At 71.7% G+C, this 25,482-nt stretch carries 23 protein-coding genes and 1 pseudogene; 10 read left to right on the top strand and 14 right to left on the bottom strand.

The genetic code is table 11. The features are described 5' to 3' along the window. Positions 1 to 59: 59 nt before the first annotated feature. The 3 genes from Tfont_RS02520 (at position 60) to Tfont_RS02510 (ending at position 2,360) form a co-directional block, all read left to right on the top strand. The gene (locus tag Tfont_RS02520) at positions 60 to 854 is read left to right on the top strand and encodes an alpha/beta fold hydrolase (RefSeq protein ID WP_019561765.1); all 795 of its coding nucleotides are present in this window, start codon (positions 60 to 62) and stop codon (positions 852 to 854) included. A gap of 31 nt (positions 855 to 885) precedes the next feature. After that, on the top strand, positions 886 to 1,875 hold the full coding sequence (locus Tfont_RS02515) for a GGDEF domain-containing protein (RefSeq protein WP_143968265.1): 990 nt from the start codon (positions 886 to 888) through the stop codon (positions 1,873 to 1,875). A gap of 221 nt (positions 1,876 to 2,096) precedes the next feature. Then, on the top strand, positions 2,097 to 2,360 hold the full coding sequence (locus tag Tfont_RS02510; RefSeq protein WP_143968264.1) for a helix-turn-helix transcriptional regulator: 264 nt from the start codon (positions 2,097 to 2,099) through the stop codon (positions 2,358 to 2,360). 202 nt (positions 2,361 to 2,562) lie between these two features. On the opposite strand, the gene Tfont_RS02500 is transcribed toward Tfont_RS02510, so the two are convergent. The 7 genes from Tfont_RS02500 to Tfont_RS02470 all read right to left on the bottom strand — a co-directional run bounded on the left by Tfont_RS02500 (position 2,563) and on the right by Tfont_RS02470 (position 12,093). Then, the gene (locus Tfont_RS02500) at positions 2,563 to 4,869 is read right to left on the bottom strand and encodes a sensor histidine kinase (RefSeq protein ID WP_185974453.1); all 2,307 of its coding nucleotides are present in this window, start codon (positions 4,867 to 4,869) and stop codon (positions 2,563 to 2,565) included. A 72-nt stretch (positions 4,870 to 4,941) separates the two neighbouring features. After that, positions 4,942 to 6,093 (bottom strand): ABC transporter ATP-binding protein, encoded by a 1,152-nt coding sequence (locus Tfont_RS02495; RefSeq protein WP_143968262.1) that lies wholly within the window; start codon positions 6,091 to 6,093, stop codon positions 4,942 to 4,944. Between the two features lie 10 nt (positions 6,094 to 6,103). Continuing rightward, entirely contained in the window at positions 6,104 to 6,766 is a 663-nt protein-coding gene (gene modB / locus Tfont_RS02490) for a molybdate ABC transporter permease subunit (protein WP_068608551.1), read from the bottom strand. A 7-nt stretch (positions 6,767 to 6,773) separates the two neighbouring features. Continuing rightward, a complete protein-coding gene (gene modA / locus Tfont_RS02485; protein WP_143968261.1) occupies positions 6,774 to 7,574 on the bottom strand; it encodes a molybdate ABC transporter substrate-binding protein in 801 nt (266 codons plus the stop codon). Positions 7,575 to 7,588: 14 nt separating this feature from the next. Further along, positions 7,589 to 8,098: a signal peptidase II gene (gene lspA, locus Tfont_RS02480; RefSeq protein WP_143968260.1), complete on the bottom strand. Its 510-nt coding sequence runs from the start codon at positions 8,096 to 8,098 to the stop codon at positions 7,589 to 7,591. 21 nt (positions 8,099 to 8,119) lie between these two features. Then, positions 8,120 to 11,032 (bottom strand): isoleucine--tRNA ligase, encoded by a 2,913-nt coding sequence (gene ileS / locus Tfont_RS02475; protein ID WP_143968259.1) that lies wholly within the window; start codon positions 11,030 to 11,032, stop codon positions 8,120 to 8,122. After that, positions 11,029 to 12,093: a bifunctional riboflavin kinase/FAD synthetase gene (locus tag Tfont_RS02470; protein ID WP_143968258.1), complete on the bottom strand. Its 1,065-nt coding sequence runs from the start codon at positions 12,091 to 12,093 to the stop codon at positions 11,029 to 11,031. The genes ileS and Tfont_RS02470 overlap by 4 nt, the downstream gene beginning before the upstream one ends. A 58-nt stretch (positions 12,094 to 12,151) precedes the next feature. Here Tfont_RS02470 and Tfont_RS02465 point away from each other — a divergent pair, with 58 nt between their 5' ends. Then, positions 12,152 to 12,709: an HNH endonuclease gene (locus Tfont_RS02465; protein ID WP_143968257.1), complete on the top strand. Its 558-nt coding sequence runs from the start codon at positions 12,152 to 12,154 to the stop codon at positions 12,707 to 12,709. Positions 12,710 to 12,849: 140 nt separating this feature from the next. Then, complete coding sequence (locus Tfont_RS02460; RefSeq protein ID WP_143968256.1) at positions 12,850 to 15,006, top strand: hypothetical protein; 2,157 nt, start codon at positions 12,850 to 12,852, stop codon at positions 15,004 to 15,006. Here the strand turns inward: Tfont_RS02460 and Tfont_RS02455 are convergent. From Tfont_RS02455 to Tfont_RS02440, 4 genes and pseudogenes are all read right to left on the bottom strand, one after another. Then, the gene (locus tag Tfont_RS02455) at positions 15,003 to 15,347 is read right to left on the bottom strand and encodes a hypothetical protein (RefSeq protein WP_068608564.1); all 345 of its coding nucleotides are present in this window, start codon (positions 15,345 to 15,347) and stop codon (positions 15,003 to 15,005) included. The two genes, Tfont_RS02460 and Tfont_RS02455, sit on opposite strands and share 4 nt — an antisense overlap. A gap of 34 nt (positions 15,348 to 15,381) precedes the next feature. Beyond that, positions 15,382 to 15,738: pseudogene (locus Tfont_RS15015) on the bottom strand (aldehyde dehydrogenase family protein); the annotation flags it as partial. Positions 15,739 to 15,750: 12 nt separating this feature from the next. Beyond that, a complete protein-coding gene (locus Tfont_RS02445; RefSeq protein WP_143968255.1) occupies positions 15,751 to 16,863 on the bottom strand; it encodes an acyl-CoA dehydrogenase family protein in 1,113 nt (370 codons plus the stop codon). Between the two features lie 21 nt (positions 16,864 to 16,884). Next, positions 16,885 to 18,066: an acyl-CoA dehydrogenase family protein gene (locus Tfont_RS02440; protein WP_143968254.1), complete on the bottom strand. Its 1,182-nt coding sequence runs from the start codon at positions 18,064 to 18,066 to the stop codon at positions 16,885 to 16,887. 97 nt (positions 18,067 to 18,163) lie between these two features. Between Tfont_RS02440 and purN the strand changes: the two genes are divergently transcribed. Both purN and Tfont_RS02430 read left to right on the top strand, forming a co-directional pair. Beyond that, positions 18,164 to 18,784, top strand: coding sequence for a phosphoribosylglycinamide formyltransferase (gene purN, locus Tfont_RS02435; RefSeq protein WP_068608570.1), 621 nt, complete (start codon positions 18,164 to 18,166; stop codon positions 18,782 to 18,784). Between the two features lie 92 nt (positions 18,785 to 18,876). After that, positions 18,877 to 19,785, top strand: a complete 909-nt coding sequence (locus tag Tfont_RS02430; RefSeq protein WP_143968253.1) for an alpha/beta fold hydrolase — start codon at positions 18,877 to 18,879, stop codon at positions 19,783 to 19,785. Between the two features lie 2 nt (positions 19,786 to 19,787). Here the strand turns inward: Tfont_RS02430 and qhpR are convergent, their stop codons facing one another. Then, positions 19,788 to 20,807 (bottom strand): AraC-like transcriptional regulator QhpR, encoded by a 1,020-nt coding sequence (gene qhpR / locus Tfont_RS02425; protein WP_185974452.1) that lies wholly within the window; start codon positions 20,805 to 20,807, stop codon positions 19,788 to 19,790. A 127-nt stretch (positions 20,808 to 20,934) separates the two neighbouring features. On the opposite strand from qhpR, the gene Tfont_RS02420 reads away from it, so the two are divergent. Continuing rightward, positions 20,935 to 21,423 carry a cupin domain-containing protein gene (locus Tfont_RS02420; RefSeq protein ID WP_068608579.1) on the top strand — a complete coding sequence of 163 codons (489 nt, stop codon included), beginning with the start codon at positions 20,935 to 20,937 and terminating at the stop codon, positions 21,421 to 21,423. 40 nt (positions 21,424 to 21,463) lie between these two features. Beyond that, positions 21,464 to 21,778 (top strand): cupin domain-containing protein, encoded by a 315-nt coding sequence (locus Tfont_RS02415; RefSeq protein ID WP_058615743.1) that lies wholly within the window; start codon positions 21,464 to 21,466, stop codon positions 21,776 to 21,778. Positions 21,779 to 21,790: 12 nt separating this feature from the next. Here Tfont_RS02415 and Tfont_RS02410 read toward each other — a convergent pair whose 3' ends face one another. Next, positions 21,791 to 22,375: a YqaA family protein gene (locus Tfont_RS02410; protein ID WP_143968251.1), complete on the bottom strand. Its 585-nt coding sequence runs from the start codon at positions 22,373 to 22,375 to the stop codon at positions 21,791 to 21,793. Between the two features lie 16 nt (positions 22,376 to 22,391). Then, complete coding sequence (locus Tfont_RS02405) at positions 22,392 to 24,008, bottom strand: peptide chain release factor 3 (RefSeq protein WP_143968250.1); 1,617 nt, start codon at positions 24,006 to 24,008, stop codon at positions 22,392 to 22,394. Positions 24,009 to 24,095: 87 nt separating this feature from the next. Between Tfont_RS02405 and Tfont_RS02400 the strand changes: the two genes are divergently transcribed. Next, positions 24,096 to 25,448, top strand: coding sequence for an RsmB/NOP family class I SAM-dependent RNA methyltransferase (locus Tfont_RS02400; protein ID WP_143968249.1), 1,353 nt, complete (start codon positions 24,096 to 24,098; stop codon positions 25,446 to 25,448). The last annotated feature ends 34 nt before the right edge of the window (positions 25,449 to 25,482 follow it).

The following is a 25,482-nucleotide window of genomic DNA, read 5'->3' as shown; positions in this document are numbered from 1 at the left end:
GGCGTGGGAAACGCGACCAGTTTGACGCTGGCCTGTCCTTCGAGGGGGAGCTCAAACCCATGACGAACATCCTGCGGCGCAATCACGTCACCGACCATGCGGGCCCAGGCACCCCTGTGCTCTACGCCCACGGCTTTGGCTGCCATCAAGACATGTGGGCCGATATCACGCCAGCGTTCGCCGGCCGGCACCGGCAGGTGTTGTTCGACTACGTCGGCTCGGGCCGCTCCGATCCGTCGGCGTTTTCGGTGCAGCGCTATTGCCATTTGCGCGGCTATGCGCAGGACCTGCTGGAGGTGTGCGAGGCCACCGGATTGACCCGCGACGTGGTAGTGGTGGCGCATTCGGTGAGCTGCTCGATCGCCATGCTGGCGGCCATCGAGCGCCCGCAATGGTTCCGGCACCTGGTCCTGATCGGCCCCAACCCCTGCTTCGTCAACGATCCCCCCTACGTCGGCGGCTTCGAGCGCAGCGACCTGCAAGAGCTTCTGGAGCTGATGCAGCGCAACTACATGGGCTGGGCGGATTTCTTGGCACCCGTGGTCGCCGGCGACAGCGACACATCGCGCGCCAGACTGCGCGAGAGCTTCTGCTCCACCGACCCGGTGATGGCCAAGACTTTCGCCGAGGCCACCTTCTTTGCCGACAACCGCGCCGATCTGCCTCGGGTGAGCACCCCCTGCCTCATCTTGCAGCATGCCCGCGACGCGCTGGCGCCGCTGGCGGTGGGCGAGTATTTGCACGCCCATCTGCCGCTCAGCACCTTGCAGGTGCTCGACGTCACCGGGCACTGCGCCCACATGAGCCACCCCCACCTGGTCATCGAGGCGGTGCGCGGAGTGTTGAAGGATTAGCGCGGGGCGCGAGCCCAGCCGCCCCCCCCTGATGAGCCACGTCCCCCTGAGCGACATTCCCGCGCCCTGTTGGGTGACCGACGGCCAGGGCGTGCTGCGGCGCTACAACGCTCGGCTGGCCGAGTGGGCGGGCTTGCCCGATCCGGGTGCGCAAGGCGATGTTGCCGTGACGATGACCGACTGGCTCACGCCCGCCGGCCGTATCTTCTTCGAAACCCACGTCTGGCCCACGCTGCGCCGCGACGGCCTCATCGTCGAAATCTTTGCCTACTGGCAGCCAGGCGGCCGGCGCTCGGGGGCTTATGTCAGCGCCAAGCGGATGGAACACGACGCCGAGCCGCAGTATTTGTGGCTGCTGTTCGCCGCCGAGGATCGCCAAGCTTTCGAACAAGCGCTGATCCAGGCCCGGCAACGCGCGCAATCCCAGGCCGAGCAGTTGCAGGAGGCGCACGCGCGGCTGCGCCTGCTCAACGGGCAGCTCCAGCGGCAAATCCATCAGACGCAGGCCGAGAACCGCACCCTGTCCAAACTGGCCGCCCATGATCCCCTCACCGGGTTGGGCAACCGGCGCAGCCTGCAGGCGCTGTCGCAGGCGCTGGCATCGCGCCCGGCACCAAGGAGGCCATATGCGGTGCTCATGATCGACATCGACCACTTCAAGGCCATCAACGACCAGCACGGCCATGCGCGGGGCGATGCGGTGCTGGCGGGGGTGGCCGAGTGCCTGCGACGCTGCGCGCGGCAAAGCGACACCGTGGTTCGCTATGGCGGAGAGGAGTTCACGCTGGTGCTGCCCGACGCGGACGTCTCGCAAGCGCTGGTAGTGGCCGCGCGGGCGCATGAGGAGATCGCCCGCGCCCGGCCCGGTGGACTGGCAGTGACGGTGAGCATCGGCGCCGCCGCTGCGCTCAGCGACGATGCCGATCTCTATGAGGTGCTGCAACACGCCGACGAGGCGCTGTATGCCGCCAAGTCCCAGGGCCGCAACACCACAGTCTGCCATTCGTCCAGTCGGCGCTGACGCCGCACGACCCGTCGGCGCTCCATCGGTGCGAAGGAGCCTGTGTCGCACCCCCCTCATCCCAATCCAGTCCGGCCAGGCGAGCCGCGTGCACGCCGTTCGTGCTTGTGGCCATCGGCGAACCAGAAGTTCCTTCGTGGTTCGCCATTCGGTCCCTCCAAGGTTCGCCACCCGAAGCCTGCAATGACACCTGTTCCTCAACAGCGTCATAGGAGGCTTCCATGCCGACAACGGCAAGCACCATCACCCGGTCGCCGGTCGATGCGATCAACGGTCTGTCTCCCGGCGATCGTCGGGTCCTCAACGAGAACGAGCTCGCGCAGCGCTGGGGCCTGAGCCCCAAGACGCTTCAGCGCTGGCGCAGCGAAGGGCGTGGCCCGCGCTACCTGAAGCTGTCCAAGCGCGTGAGCTACCCGCTGGAGTCGGTCATCGAGTTCGAGCGCAGCGCCCTGCACGACTCGACCTCCGAGCGCGCGGCGCGGTGAAGGAGGATGCGATGAGCGATCTGACTCTCTATCCCGCCGACATCGCCGCGATGTCCATCGGCCAGCTCGCGGCCTTGCCGCCCGAGCAAAAGGCCGAGATCAGCCGCCACCTGGACGAAGCGCTCGCCTGGCTCAAGCAGGCCCGCGCCAAGTTCGACGCCGCGCTCGATGCCGCCTACGGCGAGCAGGCCCGCGCTGCACGTCAGCAGGCCGTCAACAGCGGCAGGCGCACCTCCACGCGCGTGCCGACGCCGACTTCGCTGCTGAGCGCCACGCGCCCGCCCATCAGCTCGGCCAGGCGCCGCACGATGCTCATGCCCAGGCCCGTGCCGCCGTAGCGGCGCGCGGTGCCGGCGTCGGCCTGCACGAAGGGGTCGAAAACGGCGCGCTGGCGCTCCGGGGGGATGCCGATGCCCGTGTCCTCCACCCACAGCAGCAGGAACTCCCCGGCTACCGCCGCGCCGAGCGTGACGCCGCCGCGCTCGGTGAACTTGAGCGCGTTGCCGAGCAGGTTGGTCAGGATCTGGCGCACGCGGTCGCCATCCCCGTGCCAGCAGCGCGGCAGCGTGACGGCCGCGTCCAGCCGCAGGTCCAGCCCCTTGCGCGCGGCCAGCACGCCGAACTGCGACACCAGGTCGTGCAGCAGCCGGTCCAGCCGGAACGGCACCGGCACGATGCGGAACTCGCCGCGCTCCAGCTTGGCCGCGTCCAGCACGTCGTTGAGGATGCGCAGCAGCGCGCGCGCCGACTCGAGGATCGTGCGCGCCTGCTCGCGCTCGGCGCTGCCGTCCGGCAGCCGCTCGCGCAGCAGCTCCGCGAAGCCGACGATGGCGTTCATCGGCGTGCGGATCTCGTGGCTGACGTTGGCGAAGAAGGCGCCGCGGCTGGCCAGCGCCTGCTCCAGCTCGCGCTGCGTGCGTTGCAGCGCCTGCACCATGTGCACGCGCTCGGTGACGTCGAAGGCCAGCTTGAGCACCGAGCGCACGCGCCCCTCGGCGTCGAGCATCGGCTGGTACCAGCCCGAAAGATACACGGTGCGGCCGTCGCGCGTGCGGCGCGGGAATTCGCCCGGCTGCGCCTCGCCGCGCCGCAGCGCGGCCCAGAAGGCGGCCATGTCGGCCTCCTGTGCCTCGTCGGTCCAGACCCGGCGGTGCGGCTGGCCGGCGAGCTCGTGCGGCGCGTAGCCGAGCAGCCCGGCCAGCTTGGCGTTGACCTCGACGAAGGTGCCGTCCGGCGCCAGCACGGCGCGGCCGACCACGTTGTCGATCGCGGCCAGCAGCGCGCGCTCGCGCTCACGCGCCTCGTGCTCGTCGGTGACGTCGGTCAGGTACAGGTCCAGCACCGGGATCGGCGCGGCGCGCCCGCGCGGATCGGGCTGGAAGTCGTGCGCGACGGCGCGCACGCGCACCTGGCGCCAGCCCTGCGTGGCGTGGCGCACGCGCACCTGCAGCTCGGTCTGGTAGAAGGCCGGGCGCTGATCCGGGACGACGCGCGCGACGGCCCCGCGGTCCTCCGGGTGCACCAGATCGAGCAGCGACCATTCCCCGCGCTGGTAGCCCTCCAGCGACTGGCCGGTCAGGCCGGCCAGCGACGGCGACACCAGCAGCCGCTCGAAGCCGCCGCCGGCGCGCAGGCGCACGATGGCGCCGGGCAGGTGGTTCAGGATGTCGCTCAGCAGCGCCTCGCGCTCGCCCAGCCGGCGCGCCAGCGCCCGGTAGGTGGCGATGCCGAGCAGCCCCCAGGCGAAGCCGAACGTCACCGCCACCACCACCGCCACCACCACCGCCAGCTCGAACTGGCGGCTCGACCAGCGCGGAAACGCCGGGTCGAACGGGCCGATGAAGAGGGAGGCCTGCATCGCCGTGTAGTGCATGCCGCTGGTGGCCAGCCCCAGGATGCAGCCGGCGACGACGATTACCGCCAGCCCCGGCAGGCGCGTGTGGCGGCGCAGCCACTCGCGCGCGCCCAGCCCCGCCACCGCCAGCGCCACCGCCACCACGATCGACAGCGCAAAGCCCGCCGGGTCGTAGCGCAGCGCGCTGGCGATGCGCAGCGCGCCCATGCCGCTGTAGTGCATGGCGCCGATGCCGGCGCCGACCCACACGCCGGCCACGACCACCGCGCGCACGCCGGGGCGGCCCTGCGCGCCGGGCCGCGCGTACAGCCGCAGGCCGATGGCCGAGGCGGCCAGGCTCGGCAGCATCGACAGCGCGGTGATCCAGGGGTCGTAGCGCACCGGCTGGCACAGGTCGGCGGCCAGCATGCCGATGAAATGCATCGCCCACACGCTGACCCCGAGTGCCAGCGACGCCAGCGCGTAGGCGCCGCGCGCCACCACGGGGCCGAAGCGGTCGGCGCGGCGCGCCAGGCTGACCAGCTGCATCGCCGCCACGCCGCCGGCACAGGCGATCAGCAGCGACAGCGCGACCAACCACGGGTCGTAGACGACCGCGGCCAGCGGCCCGGCCTCATCCCGCCACGCAAACCAACGTTGCCACCATGCGTCCATGCCACCCCCGACCGCTGCGCGCCCATCATAGCGGGGCGCCATGGCGCGCGCGGGACGCGTGGGTACGGACGTTCAGCGCGCGCCGCGCGTCGGCATCACGTGCACCCAGTCGCAGTCCAGCCAGACGCGCAGCGGCTGGCCCGGCTGCAGCACCTGCCGCAGCGGGCCGGAGCGCACCAGCCGCAGCTCCACCCCGGGCAGGCCATCGACGCTGGCGCTGGCCATCGTCGTCTCGCCGAGGTGGCGTACCTGTTGCACGGTGGTGGCCAGCGCCGTCTCGCACAAGGCCGCGGCATGGCCAGCCGCCAAGCGCTCGTCGTCCAGGTGCAGGCCATCGCCCTGCACGACCCAGGTGACGCGCTGCCCCGGCGGGATCTTGCCCTTATCGGGCACGCGCAACCGCAGCGGCGAGACCGAGCCGTCCGGCAGCAGCCATTGCAGCCAGCCGGCGCCAGCGGCGCGGTCGGCCTCGTCGCGGGGTCCGAGCCACACGCCCTGGAAGCGGTTCTGCACGCCCAACAGATCGGCCACGCGTGCGTTGCGCGGGCTGCGGTAGATGTGCGCCGGCGTGCCGCTCTGCAACACCTGGCCCTGATCCATCACCACCAGCCGGTCGGCCAGGTGGCGCGCTTCGACCATGTCGTGCGTGACGAGGATGATCGGGATCGCCAGATCCTTGCGCAGGTCCGCCAGCAGGCCGTAGAGGCCCTGGCGGTTCATCTGATCGACCGCCGAGAACGGCTCGTCCAGCAGCAGCAAACGCGGCTGGCGCGCCAGCGCCCGCGCCACCGCCACGCGCTGCTGCTGCCCGCCGGAGAGGTTGGCGGGCCGGCGTTGCATCTGCTGCGGCGTCAGGCGCACGTGCTCCAGCCAGCGCGCCGCCTCGGCGCGGCGCTGGCTGCGCGGCCGGTGCAGCAGCGCCAGCGCCACGTTGTCCAGCGCGCTCAGGTGCGGCATCAGCGCGTAGTTCTGGAACACCAGCCCGACGTGGCGCCGTTGCGGCGGCACGAACACCCCGGCCTGCGTGTCCACCCAGACCTCGTCGCCGACGCGGATGACGCCGCGCTGTGGGCGCATCAACCCGGCCAGGCAGCGCAGCAGCGAGGTCTTGCCCGCGCCGGACGGCCCCACCAGCGCCAGCAGTTCGCCGGGCTGGCACTGCACCGCGCCGTGCAGCGGCATCGGCTCGTGCTGGTCGATCTCGACGTGCAAGGCACCGCTCATGACCGGGCCCTCAACGCTTCGCGGTGCGCGCCGCGGCGAAGAACGACGCCGCCACCGCCACCAGCGACAGCACCAGCAGCAGCAGCGCCATGCGGTCGGCCGCCTGCAGGTCGAACGCCTGCACGCGGTCGTAGATGCTGATGGCGATCGTCTTGGTCTCGCCGGGGATGTTGCCGCCGACCATCAGCACGACGCCGAACTCCCCCAGCGTGTGCACGAAGGTCAGCACCGAGGCCGACAGGATCCCCGGCCAGGCCAGCGGCAGCTCCACGCGCCACAGCGTCTGCCAGCGCGACAGGCCGTGCACCGCGGCGGCCTCCGTCAGGTTGGCCGGGATGGCCTCGAAGGCGCGCTGGATCGGCTGCACCATGAACGGCACGTTGAACACCACCGAGGCGATCAGCAGCCCCAGGAAGTTGAACGTCAGCCGGATGTCGAAGTGCTCCAGCATCCAGGCGCCCAGCGGCGACGCGGCACCGAGCGAGACCAGCAGGTAGTAGCCCAGCACCGTCGGCGGCAGCACCAGCGGCAGCACCACCGCCGCCTCCACCAGCGACTTGCCGACGAAGCTGGCGCGAGCCAGCCAGCGCCCCATCCACAGGCCCAGCGGCAGCAGCACCAGCAGGGTCGCCGCCGCCAGCTCCAGCGACAGGATCAGCGCCTGCCAGTCCATCGCGGCGTCACCGCTGCGGCATCGCGAAGCCGTAGCGCACCATGATGGCCTGCGCCTGCGGCGTGGCCAGGAAGTCGTAGAACTGCCGCGCAGCCGGCGGCGCGTCCTTCATCAGCACCAGGCGCTGCGCCAGCGGCCTGTGCCACGATTCCGGGATCAGCGCGAAGTCGCCCAGCGCCGCGACCTGCGGCGCCTTGGCCAGCGACAACGCGATGATGCCGCCCTCGGTGGAGCCGGAGGTGGCGAACTGCGCCGTCTGCGCGATGTTCTCGCCGTAGACCAGCCTGGGCTCGATCGCCTCCCACAGGCCGGCGTGCTGCAGCGCCTCCTTGGCGCGCTTGCCGTACGGGGCGTGGTCCGGCGCGGCGATGGCGAACTTGCGTAGCCGCCCGTCCTTCAGCGCCGCGGCCAGATCCTTCAGCTCGCCGTCGGCCTTCAGGCGCGAGCCCTTCGGCACCATGATGCCGATGCGCCCAAAGGCGTAGAGTCGGCCGCGGTCCAGCGTCTTGCCGGCCTCGGCCAGCTTGAAGACGAAGTCCTCGTCGGCCGACATGAAGAGGTGAAACGGCGCCCCCTGCAGGATCTGCGAGTAGAAGTTGCCGGACGAGCCGAACACCAGCCGCAGCCGGTGGCCGGTGCGCTGCTCGAACAGCCGGGCGACCTCCTCCACCGCGAACTTGAGGTCGGCGGCGGCGGCCACGGTGGGCGGGGCAGCCGGGGTGGATTGGGCCAGCGCGGTGCTTTGCCAGCCGATGGCGGCCAGCGACAGCGCGGCGACGGTGATCCAGCGGCGCAGGGGGGATGGCATGGGGGCTCCTTCGGTCAGCGGCTGCGCCGCACGCGCAGGATCTCGTCCAGGATCAGGCCGATGGCGCCAATGGTGATCGCGGTGTCGGCCAGGTTGAAGGCCGGAAAGTGCCCGCCGGGGAACAGCGGGGTCAGCCAGCGGAAGTGGAAGTCCAGGATGTCCACCACATAGCCGTGGACCATGCGATCGATGACGTTGCCGAGCGCGCCGCCGAGCAGGCAGGACAGGGAAAAGGCAAACAGCCGCTGGTGCGCGTGGCTGCGCAGCGTCCAGACGATGAAGACGGCCACCGCCAGCCCGATGGCGGTGAAGAGCCAGCGTTGCCAGCCTCCGGCCTGCGCCAAGAAGGAAAACGCCGCCCCGGGGTTGTGCACGCGCACGATGTTGAAAAACGACGTCACTGGGGTGACGTCGCCCAGTCGGTAGAAGCCGACGATGAGTGTTTTGGTGAACTGATCGAGCAGGACGATGGCAAAGGCCAGTCCGAGCCAGGTCAGCATGCCGCGGGAGGACGCTTTGGCCATGGGAGCGTGGATGGTGAGGGCTCAGGCGGCGTGCCGCGCTTCACCGCTGCCGTACAGATTGCTGGTGCAGCGCCCGCACAGGTGCGGGTGGGCGGGGTCGTGGCCCACGTCGGCGCGCCAGTGCCAGCAGCGCGCGCATTTGGCGTGCGGCGAGGGAGTGACGGTCACGGCCAGCTCGCTGCCGGCCTGCAGCGTCAGCGCCGAGACGATGAAAACGAACTTGGCGTCCTCGCCCAGGCTGGCCAGCAGCGCATGGTCTTCGGCCGGCAGGGTGAGCGTGACGTGTGCCTGCAGCGAGGGGCCGATGCGCCCGGCCGCACGCTCGTCTTCGATGGCCTTGTTGACCGCATCGCGCACCGCCAGGATGCGCGCCCACTTGGCCAGCAGCGCCTCGTCGGGCGTGGGCAGCGGCAGGTAGGTCTCCGTGAAGATGGAGGGCGAGCCGTTGACCGGGGTGCCGACCAGCGCCCACGCCTCTTCCGCGGTGAACGACAGGAAGGGCGCGATCCAGCGCAACATGGCGTGCGTGATCTGGTGCAGCGCGGTCTGGGCGCTGCGCCGCGCGAGGCTCTTGGGGGCGGTGGTGTACAGGCGGTCCTTGAGCACGTCCAGATAGAACGCCCCCAGATCCTCGGAGCAAAACACCTGCACCTTGGCCACGACGGGGTGGAATTCGTAGACGTGGTAGTGCGCCAGGATCTCGGCCTGCAATTGCGCGGTGCGCGCCAGCGCCCAGCGGTCGATTTCCAGCATCTGCTCCGTGGGCACCGCATCGGCCTGCGGGTCGAAGTCGCTGATGTTGGCGAGCAGAAAGCGCAGGGTGTTGCGCATGCGCCGGTAGGCGTCCACCACGCGCGCCAGGATCTTGTCGTCGATGCCCAGGTCGCCGGAGTAGTCGGTCGCCGCCACCCACAGGCGGATGATCTCGGCACCGAGCTTGCCGCTGATTTCCTGCGGGGCGACGACGTTGCCCAGCGATTTGCTCATCTTGCGGCCTTGGCCGTCCACCGTGAAGCCGTGGGTCAGCAGGCCGCGGTACGGCGCGCGGCCGTACATGGCGCAGGCCGTCAGCAGCGAGGAGTGGAACCAGCCGCGGTGCTGGTCGTGGCCTTCCAGGTACAGGTCGGCTTCCGGGCCGCTGTCGTGGCCGGCACCGGCGTGGCTGCCCTTGAGCACCGTCGTGTGCGTGGTGCCGGAGTCGAACCAGACCTCCAGGATGTCGTTGCTCTTGCTCCAGCGGGACGGGTCGCCGCCGTCGCCAATGCGCTGCAGGATGTCGGCGGGGGTGAGCTTGCTCCACGCCTCGATGCCGCCTTGTTCCACCACCTCGGCGGCCAGGTCGATGATCTCGGGCGTGCGCGGGTGCGGCTCGCCGCTGTCCACCTCCAGCAGGAAGGGCAGGGGCACGCCCCAGCTGCGCTGGCGGCTGATGCACCAGTCGGGCCGGTTGGCGATCATGTCGCGCAGCCGTGCGCGGCCGTTTTCCGGGTAGAACTGGGTGTGCTCGATGGCCTCCAGCGCCATCTCGCGCAGGGTGCGCGGCGCTGGGTCAGTCGCGAAGATGCCGCGCGTGGCCGCCGTGGGCGCATCCATGCGCACGAACCACTGGGCCGCGGCGCGGTAGATCACCGGCGTCTTGTGGCGCCAGCAGTGCGGATAGCTGTGCGTGATGGTCTGGGTGGCGAACAGGCGACCCGCCTCGCGCAGCGTATCGATGATCGCCGGGGCCGCCTTCCAGATGGACTGTCCGCCAAAGAGGGGCAGCTCCGGCGCATACACGCCGTTGCCCTGCACGGGGTTCAGAATGTCGGCCAGCGCCAGCCCGTGCGCCACGCAGGAGTTGAAGTCCTCCACACCGTAGGCAGGCGCGGAGTGGACGATGCCCGTGCCGTCGTCGGCGGTGGCATAGTCGGCCAGATAGACGGGGGCGAGCCGGTCGTAGCCCGGGTGCACATGGGCCAGCGGGTGGTGGAAGTTCAGCTTTTCCAGCGCGCGGCCGGGCACGGTGGCCAGCACCGCCCCCTCCAGGCCGTAGCGCTGCAGGCAGGACTCGACCAGCGCCTCGGCCAGCACCAGCAGGCCGCGCGGCGTGTCCACCAGGGCGTAGAGCAGCTCGGGGTTGAGGTTGAGCGCCTGGTTGGCCGGAATGGTCCACGCGGTGGTGGTCCAGATGACGGCGAAGATGGGTCGCCCCTGCAGACCGGCGGGGCTGGCGTGCGGCAGCCCGCTGTCGCGGAAGAAAGCCTGCAGCAGCTTGTCCGGCTCCGCGCACAGAAAGCCGACGTCCAGCGTTTGGCTCTGCTTGTCGGCGTATTCGATTTCGAACTCCGCCAGCGACGAGCCGCAGTCGAAGCACCAGTACACGGGTTTGAGCCCGCGGTACACGAAGCCCCGCTCCATCACGCGCTTGAAGGCGCGGATCTCCTCGGCCTCGTTGCGAAAGTCCATGGTGCGGTAGGGCCGCTCCCAGTCACCCAGCACGCCCAGGCGTTTGAAATCGGCGCGCTGCTGGTCGATCTGCTCGGTGGCAAAGGCGCGCGCCTTGGCCTGCATCTCGTCGCGGCTCAGGCCCCGGCCGTGCAGTTTCTCGATCGCGTTTTCGATCGGCAGGCCGTGGCAGTCCCAGCCGGGGATGTACTGCGCGTCGAAGCCCGCGAGCTGGCGGGCCTTGACGATCATGTCCTTGAGGATTTTGTTGACCGCATGGCCGATGTGGATCTTGCCGTTGGCATACGGCGGGCCGTCGTGCAGGATGAACTTGGGCGCGCCGCGGCGCGCCTCGCGCAGACGGCGGTAAATGCCCTGGGCCTCCCATTGGCGCACCCAGTCCGGCTCGCGCTGCGGCAGGTTGCCGCGCATGGGGAAAGGGGTGTCCGGCAGATTGAGCGTGTGGCCGTAGTCGGGGGCCGGGGCGGAGTCGCGGCGGTCGGTCATGATGGGCGGGCGGGCGTGGGGCCGTGCGCGGCAAACCAGGCGCGGGCATCGGCGCAATCCTGTGCGATGCCGGCGGTCAGGGCATCCAGGCTGTCGTACCGGCGTTCGTCGTGCAGCTTGTGCAGCAGTTCGACGCGGATGATTCTACCGTAGGCCTCTCCCGGCACCGGGGCGTTTGCCAGGGCGGCGCGCACCCGCTCGGGCCAGTCCAGACAGTGGGTTTCCAGCAGCACGCGGCCGCCGTTGACGTCGTTGGGATCCAGCGAGGGGCGCACGCCCAGGTTGGCCACCCCGGGCAGCGGGGCGGCGTCGGGCGCCGGGTCCAGCCCATGCACCTGCACGACGAAAATGCCGCTGGCGGCCGGCTTCCAGTGGTCGAAGCGCAGGTTGAGGGTGCGAAAGCCGTCCCCGTGACCGGAGGCCGACTCGCCGAGGGCGCGGCCCAGCTTGCGCCCGTGCACCACATGCCCGCTGATGGCGTAGGGGCGCCCCAGCAGCGCGGCGGCGCGGGCCATGTCGCCGGCGGTGAGCGCCTCGCGCACGGCCGAGCTGGACACGCGCAGCCCGTGCACCTCGTAGCTCATCATGCGCGCGACGTCGAAACCCCGGGCCTCGCCCGCCGCATCGAGCAGCGCGTAGTCGCCGCGGCGCTGCGCGCCGAACCGAAAGTCGTCGCCCACCAGCACATACCGCGCCCCCAGGGCGCCGACCAGCACCTCGTCCACGAACGCATCGGCCGACAGCCCGGCCAGCGCGTCGTCGAACGGCAGGATCACGCATTCGTCGATCCCGCAGCGGCGCAGCTCGGCCAGCTTGTCGCGCAGCGTGGCGATGCGCGCGGGCGCCAGTTCCGGACGGCGGTGGCGGGCGGCGAAAAAATCCCGCGGATGCGGCTCGAAGGTGACGGCGCACGATGGCACGCCGCGGTGCCGCGCCTCGTTGATGAGCAGCGCCAGCATCGCCTGGTGACCGCGGTGCACCCCGTCGAAGTTGCCGATGGTCAGCGCCCGCGACACGGCGGGGCGCTGGCGCAGGTTGTGCAGGCCGTAGGTGATCTTCATGTGGTGGGCGGGCGGCTGTCACGCGAACGTCGCCAAAGCGCGTTACTATGACACAGCCATGAGGGTGCTGAAGCTGACCGGGCAAGGCCTGCCGCAGGCGTGGTTGACGCTGGAGGAGGCCGTGCTGCACTACGCCGCCGGCGATGTGCGCTGGGTGGCGGGGGCGCACATCGCCACGTTTCGCGGCGGGCACAACGCGCGCACCGGCCAGCAGTCGGTGGTGGCGGTGCACTCCATCATCGGCACCCGGGGCCAGACGGCGATCAACCCGTTCGACATCGTGCCGTCGCTGTCCAACGCCAAGCTGTTCGCCCGCGACCGGCACCTGTGCGCGTATTGTGGGGACCGCTTCGACGACGCCCTGCTGACGCGCGAGCACATCCGGCCGCTCGCGCAGGGCGGGCGTGACCACTGGATGAATGTGGTGACCGCCTGCCGCGCCTGCAACCACCGCAAGGGCAACCGCACGCCCGAGCAGGCGCACATGCCGCTGCTGTACGCGCCGTACGTGCCGAGCCTGTGGGAGGACTTCATCCTGCGCAACCGCCGCATCCTGGCGGACCAGATGGAGTTTCTGATGGCGCATCTGCCGCGGCATTCCCGCCTGCACGCCTGACCGCACGGCGCAAGGCGCGCCCGCCCAGGTTGGGCCGGGTCTGCGCTGCTGCACGCCAGCGCCCATGGCGCGGAAAAGCCGGTTACGATGGCTCCACCGCGTCGCCCCGATCATCCCCTTCCGTCGCGTAGGAGCCCTCCATGCCGGACGCCCGTGCCACCGCTGCCGCAGACGCCCACCGCTGGCGCTTCTTCCGCGCCGGCGGCGTGGAGCAGGTGCGGCTGGACCATGCCGCCGACCTGTGGGCCCTGGCGGAGCTGGACCCCAAGCTGTGGGCGGCGCTGGCCTGCCCCACCGCAGGGCTGGCCATTGCGCCGCAGACGCTGGCCGCGCTCGACAGCGACGGCGACGGCCGCGTGCGGCTGCCCGAGGTGCGTGACGCCGTGCGCTGGGTGTGCCAGCGGCTGCGCGATCCGGCGCTCATCTTCGCGCCCGGCGATGCCTTGCCGCTGGCGGCACTGACCGACGACGAAGAGGGGGTGGCGCTGCAGGCCGCCGCGCGCGAACTGCTGGTGCGCGCGGGCCGCCCGGGCGCCGAGGCGCTGCAGGCGTCGGACATGGCGGACCTGGCGCAGGTCTTCCCCCCGGCGTTGCCGAACGGCGACGGGGTCGTGCCGGCCGATCTGGCCCGTGCGGAGGACGCGGGCCTGGCGGACTGGGTGGAGCGGATCGCCGCCGCACGCGGGGCGACGCCCGACCGCAGCGGCCAGCCCGGCATCGACGCCGAGGCGCTGGCCGCGTGCGAGGCCGACGTGGCCGCGGTGCTGGCGTGGCAGGCAGCCCGGCCGCCCGGCGACGCGCAGGCGATGGCCGCGGCGCTGCACGCGGTGGATGCCGTGGCGGCCAAGGTGGAGGATCACTTCACCCGCTGTCGGCTGGCCGCGTTCGACCCCCGGGCCGCGGCCGCCCTCGATTGGACGCCCGAGCAGGTGCAGGCCCTGGCCGATCAGGCGCTCAGCCCGGATCGGCCCGAACTCGCCGCCTTGCCGTTGGCCCATGTGCAGCCGTCGGCCGTGCTGCCGCTGCGCGATGGCATCAACCCCGCCTGGGCGGCGGCCATCGCCGCGCTGCGCGAGCAGGCCGTCGCCCCGTTGCTGGGCGAGCGCGACACCCTGGAGGCCGACGACTGGGCACGGTTGCGCGAGCGCCTGGGTGCCTGGCGCGCGTGGGCGGCGGCACGCCCGGACACGCCGGTTGCCGATTGGGATGCCGATACCCTGGCCCAGTGGCGCACCGCCGATGTGCCCGCGCGGCTGCGGGCCCTGATGGCGCGTGATCGCGAGGCCGCCGCGCTGGCGGATCGCCTGGATGCGCTGCAGCGCCTGCTGCTGTGGCGCCGCGATCTGGGCGTCCTGTTGCGCAACGTCGTCAACTTTGCGGACTTTTACGGTGGCACGCAGCCGGCCGCCTTCCAGGCTGGCACGCTGTTCATCGACCAGCGCGAATGCCGGCTGTGTCTGCCCGTGGCCGATGCGGCCGCACATGCGCAGCTCGCCGCCTACAGCGGGCTGTATCTGCTGTACTGCCACTGCGAGCGCGCCGGCGAGCCGCCGATGACCATCGTCGCCGCCCTGACCGCCGGCGATGCGCCGGACTTCATGGTCCCGGGACGCAACGGGGTGTTCGTCGATCGCCAGGGGCGGGACTGGAGCGCGCGCGTCGTGCGCGTGGTGGAAAACCCGATCAGCGTGCGCGAGGCCTTCTGGGCCCCCTACAAACGGATCGCGCGGCTGATCGGCGAGCAGGTGCGCAAATTCGCCGCGGCCCGCGAGCAGGCGGTGCAGGCCCAGGCGGCCGAGCGCGTCGGCGCGGGGGCCGAGGCCGTGCAGCGGCCCGAGGCCAAGCCGGCGGGGCAGCAGGCCTTCGACATTGCGCGCTTTGCCGGCATCTTTGCCGCCATCGGCCTGGCGCTGGGAGCGATCGGCACGGCGCTCGCCGCCGTGGTCACGGGCTTTTTGCAACTGGCGTGGTGGCAGATGCCGCTCGTGGTGCTGGGGTTGATGGTGCTGATCTCGGGGCCGTCGGTGCTGCTGGCGTGGCTCAAGCTGCGGCAGCGCAACATCGGTCCCCTTCTGGACGCCAACGGCTGGGCCGTGAATATTCGCGCCCGCATCAGCATCCCCTTTGGCGTGCGGCTGACCGCGCTGGCGACGCTGCCCCCCGGGGCCCAGCGCGGCGGGGCGGATCCGGATGCCGACGCGCCGTCGCCCTGGCGCTGGCTGGTGCCGCTGCTGGCGGCGTTGGCCGTGGCCGTGTGGGGGTGGCGCGCCGGCTGGTGGGGGGGGGTGAAGCCCTAGCGCCGCAGCATCCAGCGCAGCAGCCGCGCGCTGAAGGCACCGTAGGGCGGCCGCACCCAGCGGTCGAAGACCGCGCCCACCAGCGGGTGCTGCAGGTACACCCCTTTCAGGTGCGAGAACCGGTCGAACCCATGCCGGCCATGGTAGGCCCCCATGCCGCTGGGCCCGATGCCGCCAAACGGCAGACCGTGCTGGGGCTGGTGCAGCATGCAGTCGTTGACCGCGGCCATGGCCGACTCCACGCCGCCGTCGTAGGGAACGATGGGCGGCAGCGGGCCAAAAATTTCCTCGCGCATCAGCGCACAGTCGGCCGGTGGGTCCAGCACGGCGACCGGCCCCATGCAGCGCGTGCCGGTGGGCCCGGCATCCCGGGCGCACCAGTGTGGCACCGCCCGCCGCGGCTTCTTCCGCCAGCCGTTGCATGCGTGCCCAGGCGGCGGTGGAAATCAGCGCGGTGTAGTCCGGGTCGGCCTCGCCCAGCGGCCAACGCTGCCGCACACTCTGGCGCAGGGCGGCCACGAAGTCGGCCTGCCGCGCACGTGGCACCAGACAATAGTCCGGCGCGATGCAGGTTTGCCCGGCGTTCCAGCCCTTGGCGGTGGCGATGCGGTCGGCCGCTTGCGCCAGATCGGCGCCCGGGCCCACGATGGCCGGGGATTTGCCGCCCAGCTCCAGCGTCACGGGGGTGAGCTGCGCGGCAGCGGCTTGCATCACCAGCCGCCCGACGCCCATGGGGCAGGGCGCTCAGGCCGCCACGCCGGCCTCGTCCGTCATGCGGGCGGCGACTTCGCCCAGGTGGTGCAGCGTGTCGCCAAAGGTCAGCTCCAGCTGCGTCAGCGTCTTGAAGCAGTGGCTGACGACGTACTCGTCCGTGACGCCGATGCCGCCGTGCAGTTGCACCGCCTGCTGGCCCACGAAGCGCATCGATCGCCCGAGCTGCACCTTGGCCCGCGCCAGCGCCTGGCGGCGTTGCGGGTCGGGCTCGCCGAGCTTGAGCGTGGCGTAGTAGCTCATGCTGCGCGCCAGCTCCAGTTCCATCTTCATGTCGGCCGCGCGGTGGCGCAGCGCCTGGAAGCTGCCGATCGGCACGCCAAACTGCTTGCGCGTGTTCAGGTACTCCAGCGTCAGCGCCAGGGTGCGGTCCATCACGCCCACGGCTTGCGCGCAGGCCAGCGCAATGCCCACGTCCACGGCCCAGGCCAGCGCGGTGTCGCTGTCGCGGCTGACCAGCCGGGCCGGCGCACCGTCCAGCACCAGGTCCGCGGCCCGGCTGCCGTCTTGGGTGGCGTAGCCGGTGGCGGTGGCGCCGGGGGCGCCCCGTTCCACGCAAAACAGCGCCAGCGCGCCGTCCAGCCGCGCGGGCACCAGCCAGGCGTCGGCACGGTCGCCGGCCGGCACCACATGCTTGGTTCCCCCCAGCCGCCAGCCCGCCCCGTCGGCCGTGGCGGTGGTGGTGCAGTGATCCAGCCGGTGGCGGCTGCGCCGCTCGGTGTGCGCCAGCACCATCCGATCACCCGCGGCCAGGCGCGGCAGCCAGTCGGTCTGCAGCGCGGCGTCGGCGTGGCGCTGCAGCACGGCGGCGGCCAGCAGCGTCTGCGCCAGGGGCTCCATCACCAAGCCGTGGCCCAGTGCTTCCATGACGACCATGGCTTCCACCGGGCCCAGGCCCAGCCCCCCGTGCGCCTCGGGCACGGTCAGGCCGGTCAGGCCCAGATCGGCCAGCTCGCGCCAGGCATCGGCGTCGAAGCCCCCCGCCGCGACGATGCGGCGACGGCGCTCGAAGTCGTAGCCCTTGTCGGCCCAGCGTTGCACGGCATCGCGCAGTTGGATCTGCTCGTCGGTGAAATCGAAATCCATGACGGTCTCCGGGATCGGGGATCAGCCCAGCAGCGTCTGGGCGACGATGTTGCGCTGCACCTCGTTGCTGCCGCCGTAGATGGTGGTCTTGCGCATGTTGAAGTAACGCGGCGCCAGTGGGGCCAGCGCGGGGTCGCCCCCCAGGGCGGCGGCCGCGGTGTGCCCCTCCAGTGCGTGTTCCAGGTAGGGCAGGGCCATCGGCCCGGCGACCAGCATCATCAGTTCGGTGGTGCGCTGCTGGATCTCGCTGCCGCGGATCTTGAGCAACGCGGCGATGTCCAGCGCGGGCTTGCCGCTTTTTTCGGCGGCCAACACCCGCAGCACCAGCATTTCCAGCGCGACGATGTCCACCTCCAGCAAAGCGATTTGGTCACGGATGCGCACGTCGTCCCACACGCCCTCGGCCTGCGCCAGGCGCTTGAGGCGCTTGAGCTCGCGCTTGGCGCGGTTGACGTCGGCGATGTTGGCGCGTTCGTGCGACAGCAGGTACTTGGCGTAGGTCCAGCCCTTGTTTTCCTCGCCGATCAGGTTGTCGGCCGGCACGCGCACGTTGTCGAACCAGACTTCGTTGACCTCGTACTCACCGTCCAGCAGCCGGATGGGCCGCACGGTGATGCCGGGCGACTTCATGTCGATGAGCAGGAAGCTGATGCCCGTCTGCGGCTTGCCCTCGGTGCTGGTGCGCACCAGACAGAAAATCCAGTCGGCGTGCTGGCCCAGCGTGGTCCAGGTCTTTTGCCCGTTGACGATGTAGTGGTCGCCGTCGCGCTCGGCGCGGGTGCGCAGGCTGGCCAGGTCCGAGCCCGAGCCCGGCTCGCTGTAGCCCTGGCACCACCAGACCTCGCCGCTGGCGATGCCGGGCAGAAAGCGCCGGTGCTGCTCCGGCGTGCCGAACGCCATGATGACGGGCGCCACCATCACCGGGCCGAACGGCAGGATCGGCGGGGCGCCCGCTTCGGCCAGGGCCTCGTCGAACAAGTGCTGCTGCACCGGTGTCCAGCCCGGTCCGCCGAAGGACACGGGCCAGCGGTAGGCCAGCCAGCCCTGGCGGCCCAGGATGCGCGCCCACCCCTGAATGTCGTCTTTGCTCAGGCGCAGGCCCGCATGCACCTTGGCGGCCAGCTCGGGGGCCAGGTGCGCCGCGATCCAGGCCCGCACCTCGTCGCGAAAGGCCAGTTCCTCGGGCGTGAATGCCAGATCCATGCATCGTCTCCTCGTCGGTCGAAGCCCTGTTTATGCACGGTCGTTCGGTTTTGCGCTGTCGGGGGCGCGACAGCGCCAGCCGCTACACTGCCGGGCCATGAGCGCAGCCCCCCGACCGACCCCCCGCCCGCTGGTGATCCTGATCTCCGGCACCGGCAGCAACATGCAGGCCATCGTGCGCGCGGCGCAGGCGCAGCGCTGGCGCGAGCGCCATGGGGCGTTCGTCGCCGCCGTCATCAGCAACCGGCCCGACGCCAAAGGGCTGGCCTGGGCGGAAGGGGAGGGCCTGCCGACCGCGGTGGTGGACCACAAGGCCTACCCCAGCCGGGAGGCGTTCGACGCGGCGCTGGCCGAAGCGATCGCGCGCTTCGACCCGGACGGCCGGGCGCTCGTGGTGCTGGCCGGCTTCATGCGCATCCTCACGCCCGGCTTCGTCGAGCGCTTCGCCGGGCGGCTCCTCAACATCCACCCGTCGCTGCTGCCGGCCTTTCCGGGGCTGCACACGCACCGGCGCGCCATCGAGGCGGGCTGCCGCTTCGCCGGCGCCACCGTGCACCTGGTGACGGCGGAGCTGGACCACGGCCCGATCCTGGAGCAGGCGGTGGTGCCGATCCTGCCCGGTGACACGCCCGAGACGCTGGCCGCGCGCGTGCTGACGCAGGAGCACCTGATCTACCCGCGCGCCATCGAGCGCTGGCTGCGCGACGCTGGCGCCTGACGTTCATCGTCTGGCGCCGTCGGTCATCGCCGGGGCGCGCCGCATCCGGCACAGTGGGGGCTTGCTTTCCCCGTGTTGCTGGAGCCGTTGCCATGTCCGCCGTTGGCCGAATCGTGACCCGCGCCTGTGCCGCTGCCGCCCTGACCCTGCCCCTGACCGCAGGGGCGGTGGCGGCCCCCATCCCCCCGGCCGTCACCCGTCATCTGACGCTGCCCTATGGCCGGATCGCCTACGACGACACCGGTGGCTCCGGACCGCTGGTGCTGGCCATCCCCGGCATGGGCGATCTGCGCAGCGAATACCGGGCGCTGCGGCCCTTGCTGTGGCGCGCCGGCTACCGCGTGGTGACGATGGACATTCGCGGCCATGGCGGCTCGTCGGCGGCGTGGGACGACTATTCGGCCCGCGCCGTCGGGCTCGATGCGCTCGAGCTGATCCGGCACCTGCAGGCCGGGCCGGCGGTGATCCTGGGCAACTCGTTTGCCGCCGGCTCGGCGCTGTGGGCCGCGCACGAGATGCCGGCGCAGGTGCGCGGCGTGGTGCTGCTGGGGCCGGTGGTGCGCGACGGCGAGCCGCCGTGGTGGGCGCGCGCGGCGGTGGCGGTTGGCTTCGCCGGCCCGTGGCGCACGGCTTTCTGGATGGCGTTTTGGGACAGCCTGTTCCCCCTGCGCAAGCCGGACGATCACGCCCAGGCGCGCGCCGCGCTGGCGGCCAACCTGCGCGAGCCGGGGCGCATGGCGGCGCTGCGCACGATGGTGGGCCTCTCCAAGGCCGACACCGAGGCGATCGTGGGACGTAGCCGGGTGCCCGCGCTGGTGGTGATGGGCACGCGCGACCCCGACTTCCCCGATCCGGTGGCCGAGGCGCGCTGGCTGGGCGAGCAGTTGGGCGCCGCGCCCGTCCTGGTGGAAGGCGCGGGCCACTATCCGCATCTGGAAGTGCCGGAGCAGGTCGCGCCGGCGCTGCTGGCGTTTCTGGCCCGCACGGCCCCGCTGCGATGACCTCAGCGAGGATCCGTCGAGGCCGGGCCGTCGGTATTTGTCGCGGGCTGGGCGGCTCCCCGGCGCATCGCTTGCGGAGTGGTGCCCGTCCAGCGGCGAAAGGCACGGTGAAACGCGCTGGGCTCCGAAAACCCCAGCAGGTAGGCGACCTCGCCCAGCGCCAGCCGACCCTCGCCCACCCAGCGCAGGGCCAGCTCGTGCCGTACCGCGTCGAGCAGCGGGGCAAACCCCGTACCCTCGTCGCGCAGCCGCCGCTGCAGGCTGCGCTCGCTCAGGCCCAGCTGGCGGGCCACGGCGGGCAAGGTCGCGCGCTCGCCGTCCAGCCCCTGCAGCAAGGCACGCCGTACCCGGTCGGACCACGATGCGGCCGGGGAGCCGAGGCGCTCGAGCAGGCCGTCCGCATGGGCGGTCACGATGCGCGACAGCTCCGCATCGGCCGCGGGTACCGGGCGCCGCAGCACCGCCGCGTCCAGCACCAGGCACGACTGCACAGCCCCGAAGCGCGGGGTGACGCCGAACACCGCGCGGTGATCCGCGAGGCCGCCGGCGGCCTCATGCGCGAAATCGACCGCCACGGCCCGCACCGGGGCGGCACCGATCTGCGACGCCACCACCACCAGCGAGGCGAGCGTGAACTCCACCGCATGCCGGCTGGGCCGTGCGCGGGAATCGGCCAAGCGGTGCACGATGCGCACCACTGCGCCCTGGGGCTGGATGTCGAACGTGGCCACGTCGTGCAGCAGCCGGTTGTAGCGCGCCAGCCGCCGCAGGGCCGTGCCCAGATCCGGCGCCGTGCGCACCGCATAGTCCAGCACCTGGAACATGCCCGGGCGGATCGCCGCCGCCGCATGCAGCCCGAAGGCCACGTCGCCGCTGCGCCGCGCCGCTTCGTCCCACAGGCGGGTTTCCACCGCCAGGGGCATGCGCGCGTCCGGATCGTCCAGCCAGGCCGCCTCGAACCCCGCTGCGGCCATCAACCCATCGGCCGCCACCCCCCGCGCTGCGGCCGCGCCCACGATCATGGCGCCGATGCGGGCCGAGACTGAGATCGAAGCGGCGGCTATTGTGCCGGCAGCATACATGGCGCAGGATACCCAGGGTGTGCGACGAATCGTCGTGCCCATCCTACCCCTTCCAGGAGATGCCATCATGCCGGTCGGATCCGCTCCCGCGTCTGAAGTGGCGGTCGCTGCCCTCGACGTGCCGCCCCGCGCCCAGCCCTCGCTTTACCCGCCGCCGTTCGCCGCCCGCATGGCCGGCCGCATCAAGCGGGCGCTGGGCGACGTGTTCGGGCTCAGCCGCTTCGGTGTCAACCTCACCGAACTGGCGCCGGGTGCGGTCTCGTCGCTGCGCCACGGGCACAGCCAGCAGGACGAATTCGTCTACATCCTGCAAGGCCACCCCGTGCTGCGCACCGATGCCGGCGACACGCCGCTGGCCCCTGGCATGTGCGCCGGTTTTGCCGCCGGCTCGGGCGATGCGCACCAGCTCGTCAACCCGACCGCCGAAACGGTGGTCTACTTGGAGATCGGCGATCGAACCCCCGGCGACACGGTGCACTACCCCGACGATGACCTGCGGGCCGTGCGTGTCGATGGCCGCTGGGTCTTTACCCACAAGGACGGCCGGCCGTACTGACCTCGTGCAACGACCGCCCCAGCCACCCTGGAAGCCCCCCATGCCCACCATCATCCACCCCCGTGATTTCACCGCCGAGCGCGCCTGGGGCGCGCTCGACATCGCCCAGCTCGACGGCATCACCGTACGTCTGCACTGGACCGACGCGCCCTACCGCTGGCACGTCAACGATGGGGCGGAGGTGTTTACCGTGCTCGACGGCCGCGTCGAGATGCGCTGGCGCGAGGCCGGTGAGGAGCACCGCCGCCTGCTGGAGCCGGGCGACGTCTTCTTTGCCGAGGTCGGCTGCGAGCACGTGGCCCATCCGCAGGGGCCGGCGCGCATTCTGGTCGTGGAGCGGGCGGGGTCGGTGTGAGTGGCGGGGTGGTCAGCGCCAGGTGTACGCCACCGCCGCGCCCACGGCGACCAGCGCCACCACCGCCCAGCCGATGCGGTCGATGTGGCGGCGCAGCAGCGGCTCCATGCGCGCGCCGCCCCAGCGCATCAGCGCGGCCACCAGAAAGAAGCGCGCCCCCCGCCCGACGAGCGAGGCCAGCGCGAACGGCAGCAGCGGCATCGCCAGCGCCCCGGCGGCGATGGTGAACACCTTGTACGGAATCGGCGAAAAGCCGGCGATGAACACCGCCCAGGCGCCCCAGGCGTCGAACCACGCCACCGCCTGCTGGTAGGCCGGCCAGTAGCTGCTGCCGCGCAGCCACGGCTCGAGGGCCGCAAACGCCAGCCAGCCGATGAGATACCCGGCCAGCCCCCCCAGCACCGAGGTCCAGGTGGTCAGCCACGCCAGCGACCAGGCGCGCTGCGGCTGCGCCAGCGCCATCGGCGCCAGCATCACGTCCGGCGGCACCGGGAAGAACGACGACTCGGCAAAGCTCAGTGCCGCCAGGTAGCGCGGCGCGCGCGGGTGGCGCGCCCACGTGAGCGCGCGGTCGTAGAGCGGGGCGAACAGGCGCATCGCGGCGGCTCCGGCCTCAGGCGTGGTGGAACACCAGCCCCGCGTGCTCGCGCATCGCGTGGAAGCGGATCTTGGGCCAGTTGCCTTCCACCGCGCGCAGCGTGGCGGCGTGGTCGAGCAGAATGGCGGGCGCGTCCACGGCATCCCACGCCATGCGGTGGATGTTGGCGTCGATGAAGCGCTTCAGTTCCGCCTCGCCGCCGTTGTCGGGCGGGCAGGTCACCCAGCGCACCACGTGGTAGGGGCTGGCGGCGATGCGCGCCTTGACGCCGTACTCCGTCTCCAGCCGGTGCTGCACCACCTCGAACTGCAGCTGTCCCACCGCACCCAGCAGCAACACCGAGCCGACCATCGGCCGAAACACCTGGATCGCGCCTTCCTCGCCCAGTTGCTGCAGGCCGGCGCGCAACTGCTTGGTGCGCAGCGGGTCGGCCACCTCGACGCTGCGGATGATCTCCGGCGCGAAGAACGGCAGCCCGGTGAACTGCAGCGCCTCGCCCTCGGTGAGCGTGTCGCCCAGCTGCAGCAGCCCGTGGTTCGGGATGCCGATGATGTCGCCGGCGTAGGCCTCCTCCAGCAGCTCGCGCCGCTGCGACAGGAACGACACCACCGTGTTGGGCTTGAACTCCTTGCCGGTGCGGGTGATGCGCAGCTTCATGCCGCGCTCGAAGCGGCCGCTGGCCACGCGCACGAAGGCCACGCGGTCGCGGTGCGCCGGGTCCATGTTGGCCTGGATCTTGAACACCACGCCGCTGAACTTGGGCTCGGTCGGCGCCACCTCGCGCTGCAGCGCGGGCTTCGGCCCCGGCGGCGGCGCCAGATCGACCAGCGCGTCCAGCACCTCCTTGACGCCGAAGTTGTTGATCGCCGAGCCGAAGAACATCGGCGTCTGCGTGCCGGCCAGAAACGCCGCGTGCTCGAATGGCGGGGTGGCGCCTTCCACCAGCTCCAGCTCCTCCTGCGCCTGTTGCCACTCGGCGCCGAAGCGCTGCGCGATGGCGGGATTGTCGCGGCCGGCCAGGATCTCCTCGTCGCCGTCGCGGCGGTCCTCGCCGGGGGCGAAGACGCGCATCTGCTCGGCGCGGCGGTCCCACACGCCGTGGAACAGCTTGCCCATGCCGACCGGCCAGGTGAACGGCACCACCGTCATGCCCAGCTCGCGCTCGATCTCGTCCAGCAGATCCAGCGGTGCCTTGACCTCGCGGTCCATCTTGTTGATGAAGGTCAGGATCGGCGTGTTGCGCGCGCGGCAGACCTGCAGCAGCCGCCGCGTCTGCGGCTCCACGCCGTTGCCGGCGTCGATCACCATCAGCGCCGCGTCCACGGCGGTGAGCACGCGGTAGGTGTCCTCGCTGAAATCCTGGTGGCCCGGCGTGTCCAGCAGGTTGATCACGCAGTCGCGGTACTCCATCTGCATCACGGAGCTGGCCACCGAGATGCCGCGCTGCTTCTCGATCTCCATCCAGTCGCTGGTGGCGTGGCGCGCGGCCTTGCGCGCCTTGACGCTGCCGGCGATGTGGATGGCGCCCGAAAACAGCAGCAGCTTTTCGGTCAGCGTGGTCTTGCCCGCGTCGGGGTGCGAGATGATGGCGAAGGTGCGCCGGCGGCGCACCTCGGAGGCGAGGTCTGGCATGGGGCGCGATTATCCCGCAGCCCCGGCGCACCCTCCTTGCCCGCGCCCCGTACCCTGTGCCCGCGGGCCGTCGGCGACAATCGCCCCATGTCCCGCTCCCCCCGTCCGCCAGCACGCCGTTCCGCCGCCGTGGCGCCCGTGGCCTTGGCCACCCGGCTGTTGCAGGAGACGCTGCGCTTCCAGCAGCCGCCCGATGCGCTGCTCGCCGACGCCTTTCGCGGCCCTCAGCGGGTCGGCCCGCGCCTGCGCCAAGCGGTGGGCGATGCCCTCTACGCCGCGCTGCGCGATTTGCCCCGCTGGCATGCCTTGACCACGGCCTTGCAGGGGCAGGGCGGTGCGCCGCTGGATGTGGCGCGCTGCCGGACCCAACCCGGCTGGTGCGACAGCGTCATCCGGCTGGCCTGGCCGGATGCGGCCCTGCCGGCGTTGGCCGAGTCCGATGCGTCCGCCGCCGCCGAAGTCGGCGACTGGCAGGCGCGCGCTCGCGCGGTGGACCTGACGCCCGCCCCCGACACGGTACGCCTGGGCCTGCCCGACTGGCTGATCGAGCGCCTGCGCAGCGCGGTCGGGCCCGAGATTGACGCCCTGGCCGCCGCCCTGCGCCGGCCCGCCCCGCTGGACCTGCGTGTCAATGCGCTGCGGGCCAAGCGCCCTGCCGTGTTGGCGGAACTGCAAGCGGCGGGCTTGCCTGCCGAAGCCACGCCGCATGCGCCGTGGGGCATCCGCTTACCCGCCCGCGTGCCCCTGCAGGGGCTGGAGGCCTACGCCCGTGGTGCCATCGAAGTCCAGGACGAAGGCTCGCAACTCATCGCGGCGCTGGTTGGTGCCCGTCGTGGCGAAACCGTGGCCGACTTCTGCGCCGGTGGCGGCGGCAAAACCCTGGCCCTGGGGGCGGACATGCGCGACAGCGGCCGCCTGTACGCCTTCGACACCGTGGCCCGCCGCCTGGACGCCCTGCCGGCCCGCGCCCGGCGCGCCGGGCTGACCCAGGTGCACCCCATGGCCATCGCGCACGAACGCGACGAGCGTCTGCAGCGCCTGGCCGGCAAGATCGACCGCGTGCTGGTGGACGCGCCCTGCAGCGGGCTGGGCACCCTGCGGCGCCACCCAGAACTGATGTGGCGCCACACCCCCGCCACCGTCGCCGAGCTGGCCGCCCTGCAGCAGCGCATTCTGGCCGCCGCGGCGGCACTCGTTCGCCCCGGCGGTCGTCTGGTCTACGCCACCTGCAGCCTGTTGGTGGAGGAAAACGAGGCCGTGGCCGACGCCTTCACCGCCGCTTTGCGCGGCGACTTCGTGCGTTTGGATGCGCAGGCGCTGCTGGCCGACGCCCGCGTGGACGACCCGGCGTCGGTGGTGGAAGGCGGCGCCCTGCGCCTGTGGCCGCACCGCCACGGCACGGACGGCTTTTTTGCCGTGGCGTGGCAGCGGCGTGGTTGAAGGGGCCGCCTTGGTGGACCCATACCCAAGATTG

Origin of the sequence: Tepidimonas fonticaldi (assembly GCF_007556755.1) — a bacterium.
In the GTDB taxonomy this organism is placed as follows: domain Bacteria; phylum Pseudomonadota; class Gammaproteobacteria; order Burkholderiales; family Burkholderiaceae_C; genus Tepidimonas; species Tepidimonas fonticaldi.
The sequence above is the reverse complement of the archived record's forward strand: the minus strand, read 5'-3'. Positions and strand labels throughout refer to the sequence as shown.